Source organism: Cellvibrio sp. ATLC23 (genome assembly GCF_057196725.1).
Genome location: NZ_JBXUOS010000001.1, coordinates 41,137 through 66,207, shown reverse-complemented (window position 1 = coordinate 66,207; position 25,071 = coordinate 41,137). Strand labels below are relative to the sequence as shown.

Here is a 25,071-nt window from a genome sequence, read left to right as displayed (position 1 = left end):
ATCTATTCCTCTTGAAATGATATTAAAAACTTATTGTTAAAAGGTTTGCCCCAAGGAGAACTGGAACACTTCTGTACGATCATAATCATTCTCCCTAAACGGCTCGGCAATACTAAACGTCATAGGTCCGAAACCGGAAATCCAAGTTAAACCAAAACCAACCGAAGCATTCAGGTGATTAATGTCCACATCGTAACAATTTAACTGAGTCGCACCGCAGTTGGTATCAAATACATTGCCGACGTCCAAAAAGAAAGTAGTCTGTAAAGAGCGCTGATCTTTGATAAAGGGTAGCGGGAACAACACTTCTGCACCGCCCTGAATCAATACGTTACCACCGAATGCGCCACGAGTACGGCTAGTGTAAGTACTGCCGAGAATAGCATCACTAATCAACTCGCCAGGATTACATATACGAACCACACCATTTTGATTGCTAGATCCTACACCTGGCACCTCAGGATCCTCACACAAAATATAGGCATAGCCGCCAACCTCACCCGCTTGCTGTATACCATCAGCATTCAAGTCATCCCAAACAGTTGAGTTACCAACTGCAGTTCTCTGTGGTGAGCTGCGTGGACCGAGAGTATTTCGTTCAAAACCACGAACCGAACCAAAGCCGCCGGCATAATAATGCTCAAAGAATGGCAAGTCGTCCAAGTCACCATAGGCACCGGTGTAACCCAAACGGGTATGCAAACGCAAAGTAAGGGAGCGAGTCAAAGGGGCGAAAATTTGACCCGTATAATCAAACTTGTAATATTGAAGATCACCGCCCGGTAGAGACAACTCAAATGTAAATTGCTGTGAAGCACCGCGGTTAGCCAACACTCCACGGTTCAAGGTTGAGCGCAACCAGTACAAACTGACTTGGGCATCATTAAAGGTATCGCCGTAGATATCCAGAAATCCTGGCGCACCTAGCATATCTTCAGTAAAAGGCTTGCGCTCATAGCTGCCACTGGGGTAATCAATCCCTTGCACAAAGCGTTGCACCAAATCGTAGTTTTCAGATTGAGTAATATATCCAATATCTGAATTCCAAGACGGGCTACGGATAATCTCTTGCGATGAATATCCCGTAGGCTCCACCTCAAGGCTACGCAAACCTATATCAAAACCGATACGTTCAATATCAGAAATTGGGTAGCCAAAGTTAAGCTTCCCACCATAGATGTTGGTACTGTAGGGCGTGACATTGTATGAACCATAATCACTCTTGGTATAGTACAAACTTACACCGCGACTCACGCCATCAGGGGTGAAGTAAGGATCGTTGTAATTAAAGTTGTACGCGGTTTGGTAGCGATTATGACTAAAGCTGAAACCCACTTGTTTACCGGTACCAAACCAATTGTTCTGTTGAATACTTGCCGAAAATAAAAGACCGGAATACTGGGCATAACCAACCTGCAAACCCATACTTCCCGATGGTTGCTCTTCAACTGTGTACTCAACATCAATTTGATCTGATGTACCTGGTACTTCTTTATTTTCTACTTTTACTTCTTTAAAGAAGCCAAGACGCTCCAAGCGTACTTTAGAGTTTTCAATTTGTGCGGTGTTAGCAGAACCACCTTCCATCTGACGCATTTCACGGCGCAAAACTTCGTCTACCGTTTTAGTGTTGCCACGGAAATTAATACGGTTTACATAGGCACGCTTACCCGGATCAATAAAAAAGGTAATTTTTACCGTTTTATCAGCATCATTACGCTCTGGCATGCCCTCAACTTTGGCAAAAGTATAACCTTCATTACCTAAGCGCTTAGTCACATATTCTTCTGATGTGGTCATCAGAATTTGGGAGAAAGTTTGACCCTTACGCATCAAAATCATACTGCGGATGATTTGCTCATCAATAGCAGGGTCACCTGCTAATTCAATATCGCTGACTTTGTAAATGTCGCCCTCGGTGATATTGACCGTGACAAAAATTTTTGCCTTATCGGGACTTAATGAAATTTGCGATGAATCAATTTTGAAATTCAGATAACCGCGATCCATATACCAAGACTCAAGGCGCTCTAAATCACCTTTCAGCTTTTCTTTATTATATTTATCGTTACCGGAAATCCACGACCACATACCCGTCGTTTTTAACTCAAACAGATCAATTAATTCTTCTTCTGTATAGCTGTTATTACCAATGATATTGATTTGCTTGATACGTGAAGGACTGCCTTCATCAATCTTGACCAGAACCTTAACTTGATTGCGTGGCATATCTTCAATTTCGATATTAACGCTCGCACCATATCGGCCTTGGTTTACATATTCGCGCTGTAATGCTTGGGTGATACCTTCCAGCGTCGCACGCTGAAAAATTTGCCCTTCGGACAAATTATTATCTTTTAAGCTATCCATCAGGTTTTCAGTTTTGATGGCTTTGTTGCCCTTCAGCTCGATTTTATTAATCGCTGGGCGCTCTTTGATCACCAATACCAGCACGTCGCCATCGCGCTTGATGGCAACATCGGAGAAATACCCGATTTTAAATAGCTCGCGGGTCGCATTTTGAATATCGGCCTGATTTAGAACATCGCCCACCCGGATAGGCATCGCACTAAAAACAGTACCTGCGGATACGCGCTGCAAACCTTCTACACGGATATCGCTTACACGAAAGGTTTGCGCCTGCACCGCAAAAGACAGGAAAAGCGCTAGAAAACAGCCAATAACTCGCATCAAAACTCGCTTCATAGAATCTGTTCTAATCATAAATGAATGTTGGTCGCAGCCCGGCACAGAACTGCCAGATCAAAGCCGCATTATGTCGTTATACAGTGCTAGCACGCTTAGGCTGATCACCAGAAAGAGCCCAACCTGATACCCCAGCATCTGCACTTTGTCGGACACCGGTTTCCGCTTAATTACTTCAATCAAGTAATAAAATAAGTGCCCACCATCCAATACCGGGATAGGTAAAAGGTTAAAAACTGCCAGGAATACACTGAGCAAGGCGACAAAACCAATAAAGCTCCGCAGGCCACCCTCGGCTGAAGAGCCCGCCACCTTAGCAATGGTTATCGGTCCACTCAAGTTTTTCGTGGAAATTTCGCCAAGAATCAATTTTTTGACTGATAAAAGAACAAAACCCGAGGTTTCCCAGGTTTTATTGACGCCAGCAACAAAAGCGCCGACCACAGAGTACTCATAAGATCTGATCATATCCTCAGGAAGTGTGTAGGCTTTCACTCCAACACCAACACGCCCGAGGCGCTGCCCCTGTTCCTCCACTAATTCGGGAACAAGGGTAATTTGCAATACCTGAGTATCTCGCTCCAAGCTTACTTGTAACGCATTGCCTGGACGCTGACGCACATATTCAACCCATGATTGCCAATCAGTGATCGTGAGTTCATCTACCTGAAGAATCTTATCTCCGGTTTTTAGCCCTGCTTTTTCTGCTGGACTTGACGCAACAACCTCACCTATAACGGGTGGAATTTTAGGAAGGAATAAAGTAATACCTATGCCCGCTACAGGATCAGGATCAGCAGAATCGCGTAACCAATCGACAAGCTGAGCTTCGGATTCATAATTAAAACTGGAATCTGGATAAGAAACCTTAAAACTAATCTTCCCTGACTCACCCAAACGATTAAGCAGTGCTCTATTGAGGGCTTGCCAAGTAGGCGTTGGCTGACCATCAATCGCTACAATTTCCTGCCCTTTTTCCAAGCCCGCTTGCGCCGCTATAGAGCCTGGAGCAATGCTATCAATGACCGGAATCAAATCGCGCTGCCCTTGTAAGAGCAAACCCCAGAATAAGAGTATCGCCAACAAAAAGTTCGCCAGTGGGCCAGCCGCAACAATTGCGATACGTTGCCAAACGGTTTTGTTGTTGAATGCCATATGACGCTCTTCTGGTGCAACCTCACCTTCGCGTTCATCCAGCATTTTCACGTAACCACCTAAAGGCAGCGCAGCCAAGGCGTATTCAGTGCCCTGCTTATCGCGCCAAGACCAGAGCACTGTGCCAAAACCAATAGAAAAACGATGCACCTTGACGCCACAACGCCGCGCAACATAAAAGTGACCAAATTCATGGATTGAAACCAGAATTAGCAACGCCACCAGAAAAGACACAATCGTCTGGATTAACTCCATGGATACAGCCTCAGAATAAGAATTACCAGCGAGCAATCAACTGCTGAGCCATAGCGCGAGCTTCAGCATCAGCACTTTGGATCTGCTCCAAGCTATGTGGTTCACTGGGTGACAAATGGGTAAGCACATGATCAATCACCTGTGCTATTTGATCAAAACGAATACGGCGATGCAAAAATGCAGCGACAGCCACTTCATTGGCCGCATTTAAAATCGCCGGCGCAGTACCCGATGCCTCTGCCGCCTCCTGCGCTAAGCGCAAGCAGGGAAAGCGTTCATAATCCGGAGCGCTGAAATCCAACCGGGCAGTAGCGATAAAATCGAGACTGGAAACACCTGACTCAATCCGCTCCGGCCACGCCAATGCATGGGCGATAGGGGTGCGCATATCCGGGTTGCCCAACTGCGCCAGTACCGAGCCGTCGATATACTCAACCATCGAATGAATAACGCTCTGCGGATGGATCACCACTTGCACTTGTTGTGGCCGGGTATTAAACAACCAGCAAGCCTCAATCAACTCCAAGCCTTTATTCAGCATAGTGGCCGAATCAACCGAAATTTTTTGCCCCATGCTCCAATTGGGATGCGCACAAGCCTGCTCAGGCGTCATCTTGGCGAGATCAACAATGGGAGTATTACGGAAAGGGCCGCCAGAGGCGGTTAACAGGATCTTTCTGACACCACTCGATTTAAGTCCATCGGCAAGGTAGTCAGCGCGATGATTAGGCAAACACTGAAAGATAGCATTGTGTTCGCTATCGATCGGCAGCAAAACCGCACCATGCTCAGCAACCGCGCGGGTAAACAAACCACCCGCCATCACCAAAGCCTCTTTATTGGCGAGCAGAACTTTTTTACCTGCGTTCACGGCAGCCAACGTCGGCAATAAACCAACTGCGCCGACAATAGCCGCCATGACCATATCAACTTGCTCATGGGCGGCAACAGCGGCCAAGGCATCGGCGCCTTGCAACACTTCGGTCGCACAGCCCTGATGGCGCAGTTCACGCTCCAATTCAAGCGCAGCGGCAGGATCATTCAATACGGCATAACGCGGCTTATGCATCAGACACTGTGTGGCCAATAACTGCCAGCGACGATCTGCACTTAATGCAAAAACTTGATAGCGATCAGGGTGACGAGCGATAACATCCAAGGTGCTAACGCCGATTGAACCGGTAGCGCCAAGAACGGTAATTTGCTGAGGAGCAACCTGCATTTACACACCCGCACTCGCTGTAAAAGCGCCACTAGCCAAGAGTGCCAACGCAAACACCGGCGCAGCTGCAGTTATGCCATCGACACGATCAAGGATGCCACCGTGCCCCGGCAAGATGCTGCCACTGTCTTTTGCACCCGCATGACGTTTGACCATGCTTTCCAATAAATCACCCAGCACCGAAACCAAACTGGTGGGAACGATCAATACGAGCATCAACAACAGACTCATATTTAATAGCTGGCTAAGCAGAACCGCCAATAAACAGTTCGCTAAAAATCCGCCCGCAAAGCCTTCCCAGGTTTTACCCGGGCTAACCGCAGACGCTAATTTATGCTTGCCAAAACGACGCCCGGCAAAATAACCACCACTATCCGCCACTGCAACAACCAACATCAATAAGAGCACCAACCATGCACCATTATCCTGTTGGCGCACATAAACCAAGGCAACCCAAGTTGGGATTAGCACCAGCACGCCCATCATCAGCCGCAAAGCTTTGTGCCCCCACAGTACACTGCTGCTGGGATACCCCTGAACCAGTAACAGCGCCAGCGCCCACCAACCACAACCAACAATTAACACATCGCGGATTGCCAGAGCATTAAGGCGCGGACTCGCTTCACCCTCAAAGCCAAGATAAAGTGAAGTACCGATTAGCAAAACCAATAAAACCAACGAATAAACGAGTCGCTGCCAAATAGCAGGAAAACCAGACAAATTAGCCCATTCCCACGCACCAACTAATAATACGGCACCGATAAAAAACGAAAAGTAACCTGACGGCAGCCCAAATAGAGCCGCAAGAAAAATAGCGGCAAGTACCAGAGCGGTAATAACACGTTGCTTAAGCATTAAGTGCACCCGCGTCGATTTGATCACCCGTCAAGCCAAATCGACGTTGGCGCGCATGAAAACTAGCTGCAGCTTTTTTCAGCTCAGCGCCATCAAAATCCGGCCAAAGCTTATTACTGAAAAACAACTCAGCGTAAGCACATTGCCATAACAGGAAATTACTAATACGCACTTCACCACCGGTACGAATTAATAAATCCAGCGGAGGTAAATCAGCAAGACACGTATGCTGGTGCAGAGAATCTTCTGTAATCGACGCCGGATCCAATTCCCCAGCAGCCACTTGCTGGGCGATTTTTTTTGTCGCTTCAGTAATATCCCAACGGCCGCCGTAATCGGCAGCGATAACCAAGGTAGTTTTTCCGCCACAGGTCAATTCTTCTGCTGCAGCAATAGCTTTTTGAATAGAAGGACTAAAACGCTCGCGATTGCCAATCACGCGCAGGGCGACATCTTTTTTCTTGAGTGCCTTGGCTTCATTTTTGAGATACAACAAAAACAGTGACATTAGTGCTTCCACCTCTACCGGCGGGCGACGCCAATTTTCACTACTGAATGCAAAAACGGTAAGCACCTCTACGCCCACTTCCTGACAGGCGGCCATCACATCGCGAATGCGCTCAACACCCACTTTATGGCCAGATACACCCGCCATACCGCGCTGTTTAGCCCAGCGATTATTGCCATCCATAATGATCGCCACATGGCGAAGACTACTGTCAGTCACGCAAACTCTCCCGGCAGCAGGTGTTTATCGATGAGATCGATGACCTGTTTTTGCTTTTTGTAATGGTGTGTCAAATAGTGTTGTAACTGGTGTTACCTAGCGAGATTGGATTTGCCAAAACAAGCCAAATCCAATCGAATGATGCGGACTAAACAGCCATTAAATCCACTTCTTTTGCTGCCAGCGCTTTATCCACTTCCGCAATATATTTGTCAGTGATTTTTTGAATTTCATCTTGCGCACGACGATCATCGTCTTCGCCAATCGCTTTATCTTTCAACAGCGCTTTTACATCGCCCAACACATCGCGACGCACGTTGCGCACTGCAACACGGCCATTCTCAGCCTCTGCACGCGCCTGTTTGATAAAGTTTTTACGGGTTTCTTCGGTCAACATCGGCAGTGGAATACGAATCAAACCGTTGTTGGTTGATGGATTCAAACCCAGGTCGGATTTCATAATGGCTTTTTCAATCTCAGGAACCAAGTTGCGCTCCCAAGGGCTGATAGACAGGGTGCGCGCATCTTCAATATTGATGTTACCAACTTGCGCCAAGGGTGTTGGAGTACCGTAGTAATTCACCATCAAACCATCTAGCAGGCTTGGATGGGCACGACCAGTGCGAATTTTATTGAAGTTGTTAGAGAGCACTTCAACCGCTTTTTTCATGCGTGCTTCAGCATCTTTTTTAATGTCATTAATCATGATTTATCCTCTTCAATCAAAGTACCTTCGTTGCTACCCACAACGATATTTAACAGTGCGCCGGTTTTATTCATACGAAATACCCGCACAGGCATGTCGTGCTCACGGCACAAACAAATAGCGGTCAAATCCATTACACCCAGCTTTTTGTCCAACACTTCGTCGTATGACAAACGATCATATTTAGTAGCGGTAGGGTCTTTTTTCGGGTCAGCCGAATAAACACCATCAACCTTAGTCGCTTTCAAAACTATATCCGCATCAACCTCAATACCACGTAAACAGGCAGCAGAGTCTGTGGTAAAAAATGGGTTGCCAGTACCGGCAGAGAAAATAACAACCTCACCAGAGTTCAAAAAACGCACCGCGCGACGGCGATCGTAATGCTCAACCACGCCACTCATGGGGATCGCCGACATCACGCGGCAGGAAATATTAGAGCGCTCCAGCGCATCGCGCATCGCCAAGGCATTCATCACTGTCGCTAACATACCCATATGATCGCCGGTAACACGATCCAAGCCCGCTGCACTTAATGCCGCACCGCGGAACAAATTGCCGCCACCAATCACCAGACCAACTTGCACACCTATACCGACTAACTGGCCGATTTCCAGCGCCATCTTGTCCAGCACTTTGGGGTCAATCCCGAAACCCTCGGTCCCCATCAGCTCTTCACCGCTGAGTTTCAACAAAATACGCTTGTACTTTTTATCCCGTGGGGTGGACATAAATGCTCTCCAAAACAATGAGTTAGCCACTAATGCCCGCCATAACCGGGGGCCGAAAAAATCGGTGCAGTGTAACAGAAAAAGCGTCATCGGGTGGCGTCACTCCGTCTCTTTTTCACAGCACACAAGCCAAATCACCAACAACAAAAAACCCGCACAAGTTACCCTGTGCGGGTTTTTATCAAGCAAATTAGCGAAAACTAATTAGGCTTTTGATGCAGCTACTTGTGCAGCAACTTCAGCAGCGAAGTCTACAACAGCAACTTCGATGCCCTCACCTACTTCAAGACGCACAAAGTTTTTAACAGTTGCGCCCGCTGCTTTAGCGTACTGCGCAATAGTTTGCTCTGGATTCTTAACAAAAGGCTGATCAACCAAGCTGGATTCTTTCAGGAACTTGCTGATACGACCGCCAATCATCTTCTCAACGATTTCAGCTGGTTTACCGGCCATATCAGGTTGAGCACGGATGATTTCTTTTTCTTTTTCAACAACTTCAGCTGGCATTTGATCGGAGCTGACCACGGTTGGGTTAACCGCTGCAACGTGCATAGCAACGTCTTTAGCAGTTTCTTCGTTACCACCTTCCAATTGAACCAATACCGCAATGCGGTTGTTCAAGTGAAGGTAACCACCTACTACACCACCCTCAACCAAGCTAATGCGACGAACGCTGATTTTTTCGCCGATTTTTTGTACCAAGGCTTCACGCGCAGCTTCCAATTCGCCAGCCATTACTGCAGCCACCTCGGTTTGCTTGGTAGCGAAAGCCTTATCCAATACGCTATCAACAAAACCCAAAAAGCCAGCGTCGCGAGCCACGAAGTCAGTTTCAGAGTTAACTTCTACGATTACACCGTAGCTATTATCTGGAGCAACCTTAACTGCAACAACGCCATCAGCTGCGGTACGACCTTCTTTTTTCGCCGCTTTCAAGCCAGATACTTTACGCAGATTTTCAATCGCCAGGTCTACATCACCATTGGCTTCGCCCAGCGCCTTTTTACATTCCATCATGCCCAGACCAGTACGGTCGCGCAGTTCTTTTACCAATGCAGGAGTAACAGCTGTCATGGTTATTTCCTCTATAAATGTTCGAATTCAGTTTGCAAAAAGGGGGCTAAGCCCCCTCTTCCGACAACCTAAGTAGCCTATCTGCAGGTTACCGAAGTTTTATGGTCGTTTGATTACGTGCGATTACTCCGCAGCGCCTTCGGCAGCTACGTACTCATCTTTGTTTGGCACTGCAGAAGTAGATTTACCACCTTCGATACAAGCGTCAGCAATCGCAGCAACGTACAACTTGATCGCACGGATGGCGTCGTCATTACCGGGGATTACGTAGTCAACGCCTTCTGGATTGCTGTTGGTATCAACGATACCGATAACAGGAATACCCAGCTTGTTAGCTTCTTGAATCGCAATACGCTCATGATCAACGTCGATAACAAACATTGCATCAGGCAGACCAGCGATGTTTTTGATACCGCCGATTGAACGTTCCAGCTTCTCCATATCGCGAGTACGCATCAACGCTTCTTTTTTGGTCAGTTTGGTGAAGGTACCATCTTGGCTCTGAGCAGTAAGCTCTGCCAAACGACGGATAGAAGCACGGATAGTTTTGTAGTTAGTGAGCATGCCGCCCAACCAACGATGGCTTACGAACGGCTGACCCGCGCGCTCAGCCTGCTCTTTGATGATCTTTTGCGCAGCGCGCTTGGTACCAACAAACAGAATTTTTTTCTTTTGCGACGCCATTTGCTGCACCAAAGCCAAAGCTTCGTTGAATGCAGGAACGGTGTGCTCAAGGTTGATAATATGAATCTTGTTACGCGCACCGAAGATGTATTTACCCATCTTTGGGTTCCAGTAACGGGTTTGGTGACCAAAGTGGACACCGGCAGACAACATGTCGCGCATGCTAACTTGCATAATGATTTTCCTGTATATCGGGTTAGGCCTCTATATACCCCGCTAACCAACCATCATGATCGCCAAAGCGAACATTGGGCACCCAGGTTTTGCGTGTCGGTATATATGTGACGTTGATAAATTAAGTTAAATATAAAGCTCTCTAATTAGGAGAAAATCTAGGACTTACCCAAAAAAGAGGCGCGCTTTATACCACAAAAAATAGACAAGAGAAACCAAAAACGTTTTCCCGAGCGACCTTAACCAAGCTTAAGGCGCCGTTTGCGGCAATATCGCCGGGCTATCCGGATGGCTCGCAAGCAATATGGGCTCGGCTATTAGAGCAATAAAGGATTGATCTTGGTCAAACAGGTCCGGAATCGTTTAGAATACCGCATCTTTTTACTCACCCGCCGAGATTGCCTGAATTCATGTCAGTTACTATCAAAACTCCGGAAGAAATCGCAAAAATGCGCATCGCTGGCCGTATGGCCGCTGAAGTGCTGGAAATGATTGGCCCGTACGTCCAGCCAGGCGTCACCACCGCGGAGCTGGATAAGCTCTGCCACGACCATATAGTCAATGAGCAAAAAGCCATTCCCGCTTGCCTTGGCTATCGCGGTTTTCCCAAGTCTATCTGCACATCGGTTAATCAGGTCGTCTGCCACGGCATCCCCTCTGAGAAAAAGGTGCTTAAAGCGGGCGACATTATCAATATCGATGTCACCGTGATTTATGAGGGTTACCACGGCGACACCAGCGCTATGTATTTTGTTGGAACCCCTGCGCCTCATGCCGAGCGCCTGGTGAATGTCACGCAAGAGTGCATGTACAAGGCAATCAAACTAGTGAAGCCGGGCTGTCGCTTGGGCGATATAGGCCATGTCATCCAACAACATGCCGAAGGTAGTTACTACTCTGTTGTGCGCGAGTACTGTGGTCACGGCATAGGCAAAGTTTTTCATGAAGATCCGCAAATCCTGCACTACGGTCGCCCTGGCACCGGCATGGAATTAAAAGAAGGCATGGCGTTCACCATTGAGCCAATGATTAATGCTGGTAAACCGCAAACCAAATTGAAAAATGACGGCTGGACCGTAGAAACCAAAGATGGCCGTCTCTCAGCACAATGGGAACACACAATGGTGGTAACCAAAGACGGCGTAGAAGTATTAACCGCTCGTACCGGCGAAGTTTTTTAAGCGATGAGCCTGCCTGATTTTTTCAAGCGGGTTTTTAACAAATCCGCCCCAGCCGCCGAATCAGTACCACAGCCAATTCCTCAGGAACCCAGCAAACCCATGTCGATATCTGCGGTGCCCTATTTTGAGCGGCCATTATTTTTCTTTGATCAAAGCCGCTTTCGCCGTGCGCTGAGTGAACAACCCATCATTACGGTATTTAAAGACGCGATTAATGCCGCAGGCACTCAAGCAAATCGCCGTTTTATAGAAGGAGAAGATATTCGCACACTCGTGTATGAGCGAGCATTGTTTATCGATTGTGTGCTCCACTACGCTTGGCATCAATTTAATTGGCCAGAGAGTATTAGCCTTGAAGCAGTGGGCGGTTACGGCCGCGGCGAATTGCATCCGGGTTCCGATATTGATTTATTAATCTTGCATCGCCCGGAAGTATTTGAAAGCTGTAAAGATAATATCGAAAAATTTCTCACCCTTTTGTGGGATATAGGTTTGGAAATCGGCAGTAGTGTACGTACCGTCAAACAAACCATTGAAATTGCCCAAACCGATATTACTGTCGCGACTAACATTATGGAATCGCGCACTTTGGTGGGCGATCAAACGCTGCGCCACGAATTATTGCAAGCATCAAATCCCGATAAAATCTGGCCGATTGAAGAGTTTTTCCGCGCAAAATATCAAGAGCAATTGGATCGTCACAAAAAATATAACGATACCGAATACAATCTCGAGCCCAATATTAAAAATGCCCCCGGCGGCCTGCGCGATATCCAAACGATCAACTGGGTGACGAAACGCTATTTTGGTGTGCGCACAATTAAACAACTCGAAGGCAAAGGTTTTTTTACCGACGAAGAATTCTCGCTGCTCAATTCTGGCGAAGAATATTTATGGCGCGTACGCTATGCATTGCACATGATCGCCAAGCGCCCGGAAGAGCGCTTACTGTTTGATTACCAGCGCGAGATCGCCCAATTTTTTGGTTACAAAGATGGCAAGGAAGGTCTGGCAGTAGAGCAATTTATGCATCGCTACTACCGCACCGTGCTCGCATTACGCGAACTCAACGATGTAGTGCTGCAGTTTTTGTCTGAAGCGATTTTGCAAAAAGGCAAAACCAAAAGTGTGGTATCGATCAACGAGCGCTTTCAGTTGCGCGACAACTATATCGAAGCAACGCACACTTATGTATTTGAAGAAACCCCCTCAGCGCTGCTGGAAATATTTGTGCTGATGGCGCAAAACCCACAGATCCAAGGTGTGCGCGCCTCTACCATTCGCTGGATTCGCGAGAGCCGTCATTTAATCGACGACAACTTCCGCTCCAATCCAAAAAACACTCAGCTCTTTATAAAACTGTTGCAACACCCAGACGGTTTGGTTGAGCAATTAAGACGCATGTCGCGCTACGGCATCCTCGGTTTATATCTACCAGAGTTTGGCCAGGTGACCGGCCAAATGCAGCACGATTTATTTCATATTTACACGGTTGATGCACACACACTAAAAGTGGTGCAGAACATGTGTAACTTTTTATTGCCATCGGCGAAAGAAGATTTCCCTGTGGCAGCGACAATTATGAATCGCCTGCCAAAATTGGAACTGTTGTACATCGCGGGTTTGTATCACGATATAGGCAAAGGCCGCGGTGGAGATCACTCCACTCTCGGCGCCGTCGATGCAGAAGAGTTTTGTGTGCGCCACGGTATTTCACCGCGGGAAACACGCCTGATCTGTTGGCTGGTTGAAAAGCACTTATTGATGTCGCAAGTCTCGCAAAAACAAGACATCTCTGATCCCGAAGTTATTCATAACTTTGCCATCACTGTGGGCGATCAGCTGCATTTGGATTATTTGTACTGCCTCACCGTTGCCGACATTAACGGCACCAATAAAGAATTGTGGAACACCTGGCGCGCCAGCTTGATGCGCAATTTATATTTGGATACCCGCCGCGCTTTACGCCGCGGCTTGGAAAATAACGTCGACAAACAAGATTTGATTGAGGAAACGCAACAGGCCGCCATTCGTAAATTGGCGCGCAAAGGTTTGAGCAAAGAACAAGTGCTCGCACTCTGGGGCGATATGGGCGACGACTATTTTCTTCGTGAAAACTTCGCCGACATCGCTTGGCACACCCAAGCCATTGCAGCCCGCACCGACGACAAGCCCTTGGTATTAATCAAAAAAACCAGCAGCAAAGAATTGGCCGGTGCAACGCAGATTTTTATTTACACTAAAAATCAAAAAAATGTTTTTGTGGCAGCCGCTACAGTATTGAGCAACCTCAACCTGAACATTCAGGATGCAAAAATTTACAGCTCAAATTCCGGCTATACCATAGACACATTTTTTGTGCTCAATGAAGACGGCGAGCCACTGGGCACCAACCAAACCTTGTTGAAAAAAATCCAGCAGGCATTGATTGATGAGCTCAGCTTGGCGGATGATAACTATCGTGAAGTCATTGGCCGCCGCACGCCGCGCCGCTTGAAATACTTCGCCTCACCTACCCGCACCCGGCTCAACACCGATACGATTCGCAATTGCAGTGTATTGGAAGTCATCAGCCCGGATCGCCCCGGCCTGCTGGCGTGTATTGGCTATATTTTTATGGAATTTGACATCCAACTTCTCAATGCTCGTATTGCCACATTGGGCGAGCGTGTGGAAGATATTTTCTTTCTCGTGGATGCCGAGGGGAAACCGCTCGGCGATCCCGACCTTTGCGAAAAACTGCAGCAAGAAATACGCGAACAGCTCGATAAACGCGTCGATAAACTTTAAGCGAATTAAGCCGTCATCATGAATCCGGATTTGAACCTGTTACACCCCTATCCTTTTGAGAAACTCGCCGCGCTTAAAGCGGCAGTGTCTGCGCCTGCGCAACTCACCGATATTATGCTTTCAATTGGTGAGCCCAAACACGAGCCACCCGCATTCGTGTTGGAGACGCTGGTAAATAATCTGGCTAAGTTATCCAACTACCCAACCACCAAAGGGTTGCCTGAATTGCGCGAAGCTATCGCCAACTGGGCGAGCAAACGCTTCCAATTAAACGCCGGCAGTTTTACTGCCGACCAACATGTGCTGCCAGTGAATGGCACCCGCGAAGCACTCTTTGCGTTTGCGCAGGCGATTGTGGATCGCAGCAAACCCAATCCATTGATAATATCACCCAATCCGTTCTATCAGATTTACGAAGGCGCAGCGATTTTATCCGGCGCAGAACCTTATTTTTTAAACTGCACGCCCGATAGTAGCTTTATTCCCGATTTTACCGCCGTGCCCGCATCGGTGTGGGAGCGCTGCCAATTATTGTTTATCTGTTCACCGGGCAACCCCACAGGCGCCGTCATGAGCAGCGCGCAGTTAAAACAATTGATTGCGCTTGCCGATCAATATGATTTTGTTATCGCCTCCGACGAATGTTATTCAGAATTGTATTTTGATGAACAGAATCCACCGGTTGGCCTGTTGCAAGCCTGCGCAGAATTAGGTCGCGATGATTTTGCTCGCTGCGTGGTATTTCACAGTTTATCCAAGCGCTCCAACTTGCCCGGGTTACGCTCCGGTTTTGTCGGTGGCGACGCAAAAATTCTCGCAAAGTTTTTGCTCTACCGCACTTATCACGGCTGTGCCATGCCAGTACCAACGCAGTTGGCCAGCATGGCCGCGTGGCAAGATGAACAACACGTTATCGCCAACCGCGATGCGTATCGCGCAAAGTTTGATGCTGTATTAAAAATACTTGATGGCTGCCTGGATGTGCAAAAACCTGACGCGAGTTTTTACCTCTGGCCAAAAACGCCGATCAAAGGTGAAGCATTTGCGCAGCAATTATTTGCCCAGCAAAAAGTGACGGTATTGCCCGGCAGTTATTTAGCTCGCGAAACCAATGGTATAAACCCCGGTGAAGATTACGTGCGCTTGGCGCTAGTAGCACCACTGGCCGAATGCATTGCTGCAGCAGAGCGAATCAAGGCTTTTGTACAATCGCTATGAATGAAAGCAGCAGCGAAAAAAAAGGATTAACTAAAGCGGCGCGGGTAGAATTTATTTTGCACAAGCTGCAAAGCCTCTACCCCGCTCCGCCAATTCCGCTCAATCACAAGGATGCCTACACATTGCTGATCGCGGTATTACTCTCGGCACAGTGTACGGATGAGCGTGTTAATACAGTAACACCCGCCTTATTTGCGTTGGCAGATAACCCGTTTGATATGGCGAAAGTGCCGGTGGAAAAAATTCAGGAAATTATTCGCCCCTGCGGTTTATCGCCACAAAAATCCAAAGCGATTTCGGTGTTATCGCAAATGTTGGTCAACGAATACGGCGGGCAAGTACCTGCCGATTGGGAAGCCCTGGAGCGATTGCCCGGTGTGGGCCACAAAACAGCCAGCGTGGTGATGAGTCAGGCCTTTGGTATTCCAGCCTTTGCAGTGGATACCCATATTCATCGCTTGGCGCAACGCTGGGGTTTAACCAACGGTAAAAATGTAGTGCAAACCGAAAAAGATTTAAAACGCCTGTTTCCACAAGAAAGTTGGAACGCATTGCATTTACAAATTATTTATTACGGTCGCGAATACTGTTCGGCTCGCGGTTGCGATGGCACAGTGTGTGAAATTTGCCGCACCTGTTATCCGAATCGAAAAAAACCCAAAATTGTATTGAAACCATAACCCCACCCTTCAAAGATGGGAGGGGGTAAAAATATCGATGGAAAAATATGACAACCTTATACGGCATTAAAAACTGCGATACAGTCAAAAAAGCCCGCACCTGGCTTGAGCAAAATAAAGTGGACTATCAATTCCACGATTTTCGTGCAGATGGCTTAACCGATGCACAAGTTAAAAGCTGGATTGCCGAAATCGGTTTGGACACACTAGTCAATAAACGCAGCACCACATGGAAAGAGTTAGACGAAGCCACTAAAACCAATTTCGATGAAACCACTGCGGTAGCTATCATTAGTGCAAACCCAACATTGATCAAACGTCCACTGCTCGATACCGGTGTACAAAAACATGTCGGATTTAAAGACGCAGAATACATTCGTATTTTTAATTAATTATTTGAACTATCGTTAGGAAAAAATTATGACTCAACTCTACGCACTCGGTTTAGGTATAGGCACACAAAATTCAAATGGTGAATGGCTGGAGGTGTTTTACGCACATCCCGTATTAAAACCATCAGAAGCCAGCACACGTGCTATCGCGAACATTGTGGGCTACAGCGAAGGCAACCAAGTAATTGCCCTAACCAATAGCCAAGCAGGCGAAATCGCCCAAGCGCTGACTATCGCGGGCGATACCGCACAAGCTGAGATTGCTAAAGCATTGGTCAACAGTAAACGTCCTTTAGTGGCTACACTGCTCGCAAGCGACACCAATCCTGCATCGGTGCCAGAAGGTTATTTGAAATTACATTTGTTATCACACCGTTTGGTTAAACCACACAACACCGTGCTCGCCGGAATTTTTGGTGTGTTGCCCAATGTTGCCTGGACTAACCAAGGCGCTATCGATGTCAACGAATTACCTGCACGTCAATTACAAGCACGTTTGAACGGCGAAGAACTGGAAGTATCCTGCGTCGATAAATTCCCCAAAATGACCAACTACGTTGTACCCAAAGGGGTACGTGTAGCACACACCGCGCGGGTGCGTTTGGGCGCTTACTTGGGTGAAGGCACCACCATCATGCACGAAGGTTTTGTAAACTTTAATGCAGGCACCGAAGGCCCGGCGATGATTGAAGGCCGTATTTCTGCCGGTGTATTTGTTGGCGCGGGTTCCGATTTGGGCGGCGGCAGCTCCACCATGGGCACACTCTCTGGCGGTGGCAATATAGTCATCTCGGTGGGCAAAGAATCCTTGATTGGCGCCAACGCCGGTATCGGTATTCCGTTAGGTGATCGCTGTAAAGTAGAATCTGGTCTCTACATCACCGCTGGTACCAAAGTGGTGGTATTGGATGATGCGGGCAATGAAGTAAAAACTTTGAAGGCACGCGAACTGGCAGGCGTATCTGATTTGGTTTTCCGCCGCAATTCAATCACTGGCCGGGTAGAAGTTGTCACTAACAAAAGTGCACTGCAATTAAATACCGCATTGCATGCGAATTAATTAAATTACACACACCGGGCGCAACAAACCGCGCCCCTACCGATAAACCAGGCACAATGGGTTTGTGCAAATAACGAGGCGATAATTATGGGCGCACAATGGAAAGCAAAACACAAAGAAGAAGCCGCCAGTGCTAAAGGTAAAATTTTTACCAAACTCACCAAAGAAATTATGATCGCCGCCCGCTCCGGTGCAGATCCGGACATGAACCCGCGCCTACGCCTCGCAATCGTTCAAGCCAAAAAAGCATCCATGACCCGCGAGACCTTAGAGCGTGCGATTAAAAAAGGCTCTGGCCAACTCGACGGCGCCGCTAGCTATGAAAAAGTTGTCTACGAGGGTTACGCACCACATCAAGTTCCCGTAATCGTTGAGTGCCTCACCGACAACGTCAACCGCACTATCTCCAATATTCGCGGTTTGTTCCGCAAAGGCCAGCTCGGCACGTCCGGTTCAGTATCCTGGGATTTTGATCATTTAGGCATTATCGAAGCCACTGCAGCAAACAGCGATGCCGATGCTGAAATGGCCGCGATTGAAGCAGGCGCACAAGACTTTGAATTAGATGACGAGGGCACCGCCACTTTCTACACTGACTTAACCGATTTGGATATGGTACAAAAAGCGCTGCCCGACCACGGTTTCACAGTGGTATCTGCTAAATTGGGTTACAAACCTAAAAACCCGGTAAGTTTGTCTGGCGAAGCCTTAGAAGAAGTCGAAGCATTTCTTGCTGCCATCGATAACGATGACGATGTGCATGAGGTTTATGTGGGGTTGGCGGGTTAACAACTCATTTAACTTTCACGCAAATAAAAAAAGCCCGACAGTATTCTGCCGGGCTTTTTAATTTTCAGGCTAAGCGCGATTAATCTGCAGTCGCGCCATTTAACACGCCCTGAGTGGCACCCTCTACGATGGACCGCACAGGATTAGTTTCACCAGATTCCGCAGCTTGAGCCGCAGCCGCCAAATCGGCTTTAGTTCGCGCGGCAACACGCTCAAACTCATACTGACTCAGTTTGAAGTAATTATCCCGATCGCTGCGTTTTACAAAATATTCATTCTCTGCTTTGACAAAATCATACTGAAATTCGCCTGCTGCAGACTTCACTGCAAGACTGGTTGTCTCGCCTTGCGGAGCCTGGGTTGCCAGCTCCTGTATTTGTAGATTATTTAAGCCACTTACCAATTCAGCGACTTTATTGGCATCTACTTTTTCAGTAGTTTCGTCTTGATTAGCGGATACAAAACTCCAACTATCAGCTGTTTTTTGCAGCGTATAATCAGCTGCTTTTATCGTGCTGATATCTTTTACGGCGAGCAGATCTTTTTGCAGCCAGTCTTTTGCTTCAGCCGCAAACTCAAATGATGTCAATTCAACTGCGTAGACTTGGTCTTCACCCGCGCGGCGCAGATGAATCTTTTTAAAGCCAGGGCTAGTGCCTAACCACAGCTCGGCTTTTTTGTTATCACCTTGAAATAACTCAATGTGCCGTTGAAATTTGCCATCGCTTACTTCAAAACGCTCGTGACTGCTAGCCGTGGTAGTGACCGGCCAAGTGAGCTTGGTGCCCTCCAACTTTTGTAAAATATCTTCCAACTTTTGTTTATCAACCGGCAGTTGTTGCAACTCGGGCAACTGCCATTGGTCACCCGTTTTTTGCAGTGTCGCATTATTGCTAGCATCCTGAATAACCATGCGATCAATATCCGCGATATCCACCGCCAGCAAAGGTTGTGCGTTAATTTGTACACGGGAATTTTTTTGGTAGGCAAATAAACCTATCACCAATAACACTTGCACGATCAACAAAATAGTTAACCGCTTTTGCCACAGGTTTAGTGGCGACACAGAAGCGAGCTTCTGCTCCTGCGCTTTACTAAGATCAATAGTGACTGATTGATTCATCATAATTACCTCTTATGCAGAGAAAAAAATGGTTCAGTTTAATTAACTGGCCAACCACTGGCGATATTGTTGTTCCCGTGCACGCTTGATGCGATGTTGCACCAGCCCCACCAAGAGCAATGCCGAGAGCGCCAACCCGTAATTCAAGTATTCCCAAAATGCCTGAGTCCCTTGTTCCAGAGTAGGCAAGGTGCGATTGAAATTGCCACGCGCCCGAATACTCATCAAACCTTCATCTTCGAGCGCCCAATCAAAGGTATTGGCCATTAACTGCAAGCTATTCAGATATTGACCTCCACTGGCCATACCAGCCATAGACACTATCGAATCGCTCAAGAAATCATTTGAGCTGAACAGAATAATGCGCGCAGAGTCAGGGGAGTGCTGTATAACACTGCCGATATTTTTCGCGGTATCTGCATCACTGGTTTGCTCAGTTTCATTTTGCGCTTCAGTCTTTTCAGCATCGCTCTTTTGCAGCAGGGGAGATTCTTTGCCCGCAAAAAATGACTCAAATCTCCCTTGTGAAATAACACCTAACAAATGAGATTTTTGTTCGCCGACTGGCACATACGGAGTGATGCCATCGCTGGTTATTTGCGGCACTATGTTCATATCACTACTCACCCAGGATTTATCTGAGCTGCGCAATAACTCAGTTACATTGCGCGATTTTTGTTTCTCTGCATCCAATACAATCGGTGAGGCCCAAGCCATAGTCGCTTGCGGCAAACTATTAGTGATTGCACTTTCCGTATTCAAACCATTTGCGCGTATATCTATGAAATAGGGGTAGTCCAACATGCGCATTTCCTGTACGGAAAACCCACCAATATTGCGGTTAACCGGAAGCGGGAAAGGCACGTTTTGTTTGTCCATCACTAATATTTCATCAATACTGAAACCATGATGTTTCAGCCATGCATTCATGCCACTATCTTGCTTTTGCAAACTCAGGTTACGCTGGCTTAACGAAGCGGCATAAGGTGACGTCGCCGCGATAACAGTGCCCCCCTGCATCAGAAACTGATCCACAGCGAATAATTGTTTCTCATCCAAATCTTTTGGTGCGGCTAGGAAGAGTACATCAGCTTCGCCGCTTACTGAACCATCGCGCAAATCTTCACGCACGACTTTCAATTCAGCACTGAGAAATTGTTCCAGCTGACTAAACTGTGTACCTTGCGCATGGTAGTGGTTTGCCATTGACCCGTCCGGTGCAACAAACGCAACCGTTTTAGTAAAGCCGCTGGCAAAACGTTTTACCGCCGATGCAAAGTTGCGTTCAAAACTACCCGCACTCATGTCATCAAGTGGAATTTGTACCAGTTGATCGCCCTGCGCAAGTGTCATGTAAAAATAGAAACGCTCATTACTTAGCAAGCTGGTTGCCATGGGATTAAAACCATAGTCTTGTGCTATTTGCTCTCCTACCTTTCCGCCATTAGCGGCGGGGTCGATAAAATTAACTACTAAACGATTTTCGGCCTTTTCCTGCTGTTTTTTTGTTTCGTTTTCAACTGCGCGTTTAAAATCCTGTAGCGGTTGCGGCAGAACATGGTCAGCAGACACATAGGCATTAAAGACTAACTCGCCCTTGACCGTATCAAATAAATTGCCTCCCGCTTGATAGCTGTGCAGCACTTTTTTAATCGCGCGAGTAAGGTCGTGCTCAGGGTTGCGCAACTTCACATCCAGATCAGCCTCTCCTCCAGTTTTGACTTCAATTAAGTCCCGGAAACCAAGCACCTGATACTCGTCGCCATATTGCACCAAAACATTGAAATACGAATTAACCACCGATGCCTGGTAGCGATCAGTCACTTGAAATGGCACAGGTTGAATTGCATATTTTTGATTAGCTTCCTGTTCCAATTCCGGATCAGTAACAGGGTCGACAAATTCCACGCGCACGCGCCCCTGACTTTCAATTTCATATTCTTTTATCAAGTCGCGAATTTGCGGTACCAATGGTGCTAACAGCGGATGGGTTTTACTGCTGAAATAGCCGCGAATTAACAAGGGCTCTTGCAATTGCTTTAAATAGTGCTCGGTAGCGGTAGAAATTGAATATTGATTGCCTTGGGTTGCATCTACTCGCAGGCTGTTAATTTGCCCCAACCAGAGGTTGGCGCCCAGCGCATTCACTAATAACAACCCGGTGAGCATACGCCAGCCTTGATGGTGCTGTTTATCACCTGTCACCGCCCAACGCTCACGCTCCAGCGCAAAAGTATTTAACGCAAGGAAGATGACAATCAAACTCGCATAATAATAAAGGTCACGCAGATCAATAACACCCCGGGTAATGGATTCAAAACGCGAGCCGGTCCCGAGTAAACGCAACCATTCACTCGCGGCAGTGCCAAAGAAATCTGTAATGGCTTTGCTACCTAACAAATAAAAAATACTGCACACCGCCACTGCTGCGATCAAACTAACAATTTGATTGTCGCTACGGGAGGAAACATACAATCCAATACTTAAGTAGGCAGCACCCAGTAACAAGGTGGCGATGTAGCCCGCAACCACCGGCCCCCAATCCAAATCCCCCAAAATGGCGACAGTGATTGGTAGCGGCAAGGTAATTAACAGCGCAACCATCAACAGCGCAATGCAACCGAGGAATTTTCCGACGACAAAATGCCACAGGGGTACAGGTTGCGTAAGTACATACTCCAAGGTGCCACTGCGACGCTCTTCGCTCCACATACGCATAGTCAAGGTGCTGGCAAGAAAAATCAGCAGGAGCGGCATCCACTCAAACAATGGGCGCACATCGGCAATATTGCGTGCAAAAAATGCCTCGCCCCAGAAAAAAGTAAACAGTGTTACGCCAGCAAACGCAGCTAAAAATAGATAGGCAATTGGCGATGAAAAAAAGAGAGAAATTTCTTTTTTCGCGATGCGCGCAATGGTGTGTTTAGGCTGCATGATCTAATGCCTCCTTGGTGTTCTGCAGGGAAAGATTGTTATTTAGGTCGCGAAATAAACTTTCAAGATCGCGTGTTTCAGGTTGAAGTTGATACAGATCGGCACCGCTGCCGAGCAGAATCTTTGCAATGGCCGCACTAATCGCCTTCACATCTCCCGCCTCACCCAAGTGAATACGTGCATGGGTTTCAGCAGATGAAGTGGTGAGAATATCAACTGTTTTTACACCAGTAATAGTCGCAAGTGTTTGTTTGACTTTATCAGCAGTGAGGCTGGACGAAAGCAGCAGTGAACGGCTGATACGCAACTCCGTCAACTTTTCATCAAGCACTAAATTCCCTGCACGCATCATTAATACACGATCACAAAGCGCCTCTACTTCTTGCATGATGTGAGTGGACAAAATAACTGTCGCATCTTTGGCGATGCTGCGAATTAATTCGCGCATTTGCAAGGTCTGCTGGGGGTCCAACCCGTTAGTCGGTTCATCTAAAATTAACAAGCTTGGTTTACCCAATAGCGCTTGCGCCACACCAACACGCTGCTTATAACCGCGCGACAAGGTGGCAATCGGTGCAAGCAATTTGGCCGCTATATCGGTGGCATTGACAACACGTTTTACCTCTTGCTGTTTATCACGACCGCGCAAACCTTTTAATTCAGCCGCGTAATCCAGATACTCCGCAACCGATAATTCCGGATAGACCGGCAAGCTTTCGGGTAAATAACCAATTTTCTGTTGTAGCACTTTTAAGTGATAGGCCAGTTGTTTTCCTTCGAAAATAACCTGACCTGCGCTGGGCTCAAGATAACCACTGAGCATTTTCATTACCGTGGTTTTCCCCGCACCATTGTGGCCAAGCAAGCCGACAATTTCACCCTTGGCGATGAAAAAATTCACGGCATCTGCCGCAATGAAATCACCATAGGCGCGCTTAAGGTTTGACACTTTCAGCATAAAAGCCTCCCGGACGGATAAAATAAAAACAAAAAGGTACAACACCCCCTTGCATCAAGGAGGCAGCGCGATGAATTAAAAAAGCAGAGTTAATGCGGGGGCGGACACCCGGAAAAGGTGAACCAGAAACGCAGCTGAGTAATCGCGTTATACATTGTTTTTTCCTCAGTAGCGGGAGCATTCCCAGAAAACAATCGTAGTGAACGAAGACGCCGGGTTAGATAGGGGCTGTAATAAAAAGTTCAAGCATGGAAAGGACAAAAAATCATTGAAAAAAATAATTGTTATTTTAAGAGGAATAAATATTTATTATTAAGCCAACGCTTGAATCCTACCAAGGTCACCCTAGATTATTTTTGTGATTGGTGTCGTATAAGAGCCATCACCTATTGATTGTTTTTTATTTTCTATCGCTTCTAATGGAGGATATATTATGAACGCAATTGATCTCTCTCCCCTCTATCGCAGTACCATAGGTTTTGACCGTTTAGGTGCATTGTTAGATACAGCTCTGCGCACTGACCAAAGCACGGCTGGCTATCCACCTTATAATATTGAAGCAACTGGTGAGAATCGCTACGGTATAACCTTGGCGGTCGCAGGCTTCGAGCAGCATGAGTTGGATATTCAAACCGAGCGCGGCGTACTAACTGTACGCGGCAAAAAAGCCGAGGACAGCAAAGAAGAGCGCAAGTATCTCTATCAGGGCATAGCCACGCGCAGCTTTGAGCGCAAGTTTAGCTTGGCCGATCATGTTGAGGTGACCGGTGCCCAACTCAACAATGGCTTGCTGACTATCAGTTTGGTGAAAGAAGTCCCCGAGGCGATGAAACCCAGAAGCATTGCCATTAACAGCAACGGAAACTTGATCCAACACAATACTGATTCCAGCAAAGCCGCTTAAGGTATACGGCGGGAGCAATCACTTTGCTCCCGCTGGTTTACTTGATGCATTGAGCAATGAGACATCTTCTTTGCGGTAGGAGGCTTTTATGAACCTGCAACAACTTAATCCTTGGAATTGGTTTACTCATGAAGAAGCCAATAAAACGTCGACCATTCCCGTAAAACGCAGCTCAGCAAAGGCGGATGAAAAAACTCCACTCTACACTGCGCATCCGATGCTGCACTTGCATCGCGAAATTGATCGTTTATTCGATAATGCGTTTCGCGGTTTTTCGCTGCCAACTCTTGACACGCACTGGCCGGACGACGATATATTCAATGCCGCTGGGTTTCACGCCAAACTTAATATCGCGAGTGATAAGCAGGCGTATCACATCAGCCTGGAAGCACCCGGATTGAGCGAAAAAGATATTGCACTTGAACTCAACAACGGCGTGCTCACGATTCGCGGTGAGAAGAAAGAAGAATCGGAAACCAAGGATCGTCATTACTATCGCGTTGAGCGCAGTTATGGCAGCTTCCAACGTGTGCTAGCACTGCCGGATGACTGTGAGCAAAGCAGTATCACTGCAAGCATGAAGAACGGTGTTCTGGATATTAGTGTTGCACGCAAGGCGCTGCCCGCGAGCGAAACCAAGCGCATCCCCATCAACTGATTTATCCCCCTTTTAATGCACCTCCCCTGCCGCCAAGTGCTCCCCAATTGGTGGCAGGGGCTTTTTATTGGCCGGAATCAACGAATTGGCTACAA

Annotated in this window: 21 protein-coding genes; 9 read left to right on the top strand and 12 right to left on the bottom strand. The window is 47.3% G+C overall.

Annotated features, from left to right (window positions below; genetic code table 11):
* Positions 1-36: 36 nt before the first annotated feature.
* The 9 genes from bamA to rpsB form a co-directional block, all read right to left on the bottom strand.
* Complete coding sequence (gene bamA, locus AC2CG4_RS00300; RefSeq protein ID WP_484484850.1) at positions 37-2,691, bottom strand: outer membrane protein assembly factor BamA; 2,655 nt, start codon at positions 2,689-2,691, stop codon at positions 37-39.
* 72 nt (positions 2,692-2,763) lie between these two features.
* Positions 2,764-4,116, bottom strand: a complete 1,353-nt coding sequence (gene rseP / locus AC2CG4_RS00295; protein ID WP_484484354.1) for a sigma E protease regulator RseP — start codon at positions 4,114-4,116, stop codon at positions 2,764-2,766.
* 22 nt (positions 4,117-4,138) lie between these two features.
* The gene (gene ispC / locus AC2CG4_RS00290) at positions 4,139-5,338 is read right to left on the bottom strand and encodes a 1-deoxy-D-xylulose-5-phosphate reductoisomerase (protein ID WP_484484353.1); all 1,200 of its coding nucleotides are present in this window, start codon (positions 5,336-5,338) and stop codon (positions 4,139-4,141) included.
* Positions 5,339-6,193, bottom strand: a complete 855-nt coding sequence (locus tag AC2CG4_RS00285; protein WP_484484352.1) for a phosphatidate cytidylyltransferase — start codon at positions 6,191-6,193, stop codon at positions 5,339-5,341. It abuts the gene before it with no gap.
* Positions 6,186-6,920 (bottom strand): polyprenyl diphosphate synthase, encoded by a 735-nt coding sequence (uppS, locus tag AC2CG4_RS00280; RefSeq protein WP_484484351.1) that lies wholly within the window; start codon positions 6,918-6,920, stop codon positions 6,186-6,188. The genes AC2CG4_RS00285 and uppS overlap by 8 nt, the downstream gene beginning before the upstream one ends.
* Positions 6,921-7,068: 148 nt before the next feature.
* On the bottom strand, positions 7,069-7,626 hold the full coding sequence (gene frr / locus AC2CG4_RS00275) for a ribosome recycling factor (RefSeq protein WP_062060581.1): 558 nt from the start codon (positions 7,624-7,626) through the stop codon (positions 7,069-7,071).
* Positions 7,623-8,357, bottom strand: a complete 735-nt coding sequence (gene pyrH / locus AC2CG4_RS00270) for a UMP kinase (RefSeq protein WP_062060579.1) — start codon at positions 8,355-8,357, stop codon at positions 7,623-7,625. Before pyrH ends, frr begins: the two co-directional genes overlap by 4 nt.
* 204 nt (positions 8,358-8,561) lie before the next feature.
* A complete protein-coding gene (tsf, locus tag AC2CG4_RS00265; RefSeq protein WP_484484350.1) occupies positions 8,562-9,431 on the bottom strand; it encodes a translation elongation factor Ts in 870 nt (289 codons plus the stop codon).
* A 123-nt stretch (positions 9,432-9,554) separates the two neighbouring features.
* Complete coding sequence (gene rpsB, locus AC2CG4_RS00260) at positions 9,555-10,292, bottom strand: 30S ribosomal protein S2 (RefSeq protein WP_484484849.1); 738 nt, start codon at positions 10,290-10,292, stop codon at positions 9,555-9,557.
* Positions 10,293-10,699: 407 nt separating this feature from the next.
* Between rpsB and map the strand changes: the two genes are divergently transcribed.
* The 7 genes from map to AC2CG4_RS00225 all read left to right on the top strand — a co-directional run bounded on the left by map (position 10,700) and on the right by AC2CG4_RS00225 (position 18,399).
* On the top strand, positions 10,700-11,470 hold the full coding sequence (map, locus tag AC2CG4_RS00255) for a type I methionyl aminopeptidase (RefSeq protein WP_484484349.1): 771 nt from the start codon (positions 10,700-10,702) through the stop codon (positions 11,468-11,470).
* A 99-nt stretch (positions 11,471-11,569) separates the two neighbouring features.
* Positions 11,570-14,260 carry a [protein-PII] uridylyltransferase gene (locus AC2CG4_RS00250; RefSeq protein WP_484484348.1) on the top strand — a complete coding sequence of 897 codons (2,691 nt, stop codon included), beginning with the start codon at positions 11,570-11,572 and terminating at the stop codon, positions 14,258-14,260.
* An 18-nt stretch (positions 14,261-14,278) separates the two neighbouring features.
* A complete protein-coding gene (gene dapC / locus AC2CG4_RS00245) occupies positions 14,279-15,478 on the top strand; it encodes a succinyldiaminopimelate transaminase (protein WP_484484347.1) in 1,200 nt (399 codons plus the stop codon).
* On the top strand, positions 15,475-16,158 hold the full coding sequence (gene nth / locus AC2CG4_RS00240; protein WP_484484346.1) for an endonuclease III: 684 nt from the start codon (positions 15,475-15,477) through the stop codon (positions 16,156-16,158). Before dapC ends, nth begins: the two co-directional genes overlap by 4 nt.
* A 47-nt stretch (positions 16,159-16,205) precedes the next feature.
* On the top strand, positions 16,206-16,550 hold the full coding sequence (locus AC2CG4_RS00235) for an ArsC family reductase (RefSeq protein ID WP_484484345.1): 345 nt from the start codon (positions 16,206-16,208) through the stop codon (positions 16,548-16,550).
* A 28-nt stretch (positions 16,551-16,578) separates the two neighbouring features.
* Positions 16,579-17,610, top strand: coding sequence for a 2,3,4,5-tetrahydropyridine-2,6-dicarboxylate N-succinyltransferase (dapD, locus tag AC2CG4_RS00230; protein WP_484484344.1), 1,032 nt, complete (start codon positions 16,579-16,581; stop codon positions 17,608-17,610).
* Positions 17,611-17,697: 87 nt separating this feature from the next.
* Complete coding sequence (locus tag AC2CG4_RS00225; RefSeq protein ID WP_484484343.1) at positions 17,698-18,399, top strand: YebC/PmpR family DNA-binding transcriptional regulator; 702 nt, start codon at positions 17,698-17,700, stop codon at positions 18,397-18,399.
* 79 nt (positions 18,400-18,478) lie between these two features.
* Here AC2CG4_RS00225 and AC2CG4_RS00220 read toward each other — a convergent pair whose 3' ends face one another.
* Genes AC2CG4_RS00220 through AC2CG4_RS00210 form a run of 3 tightly spaced genes read right to left on the bottom strand, consistent with a single transcriptional unit; the run spans position 18,479 to position 23,414 of the window.
* A complete protein-coding gene (locus tag AC2CG4_RS00220; protein ID WP_484484342.1) occupies positions 18,479-19,525 on the bottom strand; it encodes a DUF4340 domain-containing protein in 1,047 nt (348 codons plus the stop codon).
* 39 nt (positions 19,526-19,564) lie between these two features.
* The gene (locus AC2CG4_RS00215) at positions 19,565-22,456 is read right to left on the bottom strand and encodes a Gldg family protein (protein WP_484484341.1); all 2,892 of its coding nucleotides are present in this window, start codon (positions 22,454-22,456) and stop codon (positions 19,565-19,567) included.
* On the bottom strand, positions 22,446-23,414 hold the full coding sequence (locus AC2CG4_RS00210) for an ABC transporter ATP-binding protein (RefSeq protein WP_484484340.1): 969 nt from the start codon (positions 23,412-23,414) through the stop codon (positions 22,446-22,448). The genes AC2CG4_RS00215 and AC2CG4_RS00210 overlap by 11 nt, the downstream gene beginning before the upstream one ends.
* A 433-nt stretch (positions 23,415-23,847) precedes the next feature.
* Between AC2CG4_RS00210 and AC2CG4_RS00205 the strand changes: the two genes are divergently transcribed.
* Positions 23,848-24,318 carry an Hsp20 family protein gene (locus AC2CG4_RS00205; RefSeq protein WP_484484339.1) on the top strand — a complete coding sequence of 157 codons (471 nt, stop codon included), beginning with the start codon at positions 23,848-23,850 and terminating at the stop codon, positions 24,316-24,318.
* Positions 24,319-24,406: 88 nt separating this feature from the next.
* A complete protein-coding gene (locus AC2CG4_RS00200; RefSeq protein ID WP_484484338.1) occupies positions 24,407-24,976 on the top strand; it encodes an Hsp20/alpha crystallin family protein in 570 nt (189 codons plus the stop codon).
* Positions 24,977-25,071 lie beyond the last annotated feature (95 nt).

Bases quoted from the DNA above. Each gene is read 5' to 3' on its own strand.
- bamA (WP_484484850.1), bottom strand. From the start codon at position 2,691: ATGCGAGTTATTGGCTGTTTTCTAGCGCTTTTCCTGTCTTTTGCGGTG.
- rseP (WP_484484354.1), bottom strand. From the start codon at position 4,116: ATGGAGTTAATCCAGACGATTGTGTCTTTTCTGGTGGCGTTGCTAATT.
- ispC (WP_484484353.1), bottom strand. From the start codon at position 5,338: ATGCAGGTTGCTCCTCAGCAAATTACCGTTCTTGGCGCTACCGGTTCA.
- AC2CG4_RS00285 (WP_484484352.1), bottom strand. From the start codon at position 6,193: ATGCTTAAGCAACGTGTTATTACCGCTCTGGTACTTGCCGCTATTTTT.
- frr (WP_062060581.1), bottom strand. From the start codon at position 7,626: ATGATTAATGACATTAAAAAAGATGCTGAAGCACGCATGAAAAAAGCG.
- pyrH (WP_062060579.1), bottom strand. From the start codon at position 8,357: ATGTCCACCCCACGGGATAAAAAGTACAAGCGTATTTTGTTGAAACTC.
- tsf (WP_484484350.1), bottom strand. From the start codon at position 9,431: ATGACAGCTGTTACTCCTGCATTGGTAAAAGAACTGCGCGACCGTACT.
- map (WP_484484349.1), top strand. From the start codon at position 10,700: ATGTCAGTTACTATCAAAACTCCGGAAGAAATCGCAAAAATGCGCATC.
- AC2CG4_RS00250 (WP_484484348.1), top strand. From the start codon at position 11,570: ATGTCGATATCTGCGGTGCCCTATTTTGAGCGGCCATTATTTTTCTTT.
- dapC (WP_484484347.1), top strand. From the start codon at position 14,279: ATGAATCCGGATTTGAACCTGTTACACCCCTATCCTTTTGAGAAACTC.
- nth (WP_484484346.1), top strand. From the start codon at position 15,475: ATGAATGAAAGCAGCAGCGAAAAAAAAGGATTAACTAAAGCGGCGCGG.
- AC2CG4_RS00235 (WP_484484345.1), top strand. From the start codon at position 16,206: ATGACAACCTTATACGGCATTAAAAACTGCGATACAGTCAAAAAAGCC.
- dapD (WP_484484344.1), top strand. From the start codon at position 16,579: ATGACTCAACTCTACGCACTCGGTTTAGGTATAGGCACACAAAATTCA.
- AC2CG4_RS00225 (WP_484484343.1), top strand. From the start codon at position 17,698: ATGGGCGCACAATGGAAAGCAAAACACAAAGAAGAAGCCGCCAGTGCT.
- AC2CG4_RS00220 (WP_484484342.1), bottom strand. From the start codon at position 19,525: ATGATGAATCAATCAGTCACTATTGATCTTAGTAAAGCGCAGGAGCAG.
- AC2CG4_RS00215 (WP_484484341.1), bottom strand. From the start codon at position 22,456: ATGCAGCCTAAACACACCATTGCGCGCATCGCGAAAAAAGAAATTTCT.
- AC2CG4_RS00210 (WP_484484340.1), bottom strand. From the start codon at position 23,414: ATGCTGAAAGTGTCAAACCTTAAGCGCGCCTATGGTGATTTCATTGCG.
- AC2CG4_RS00205 (WP_484484339.1), top strand. From the start codon at position 23,848: ATGAACGCAATTGATCTCTCTCCCCTCTATCGCAGTACCATAGGTTTT.
- AC2CG4_RS00200 (WP_484484338.1), top strand. From the start codon at position 24,407: ATGAACCTGCAACAACTTAATCCTTGGAATTGGTTTACTCATGAAGAA.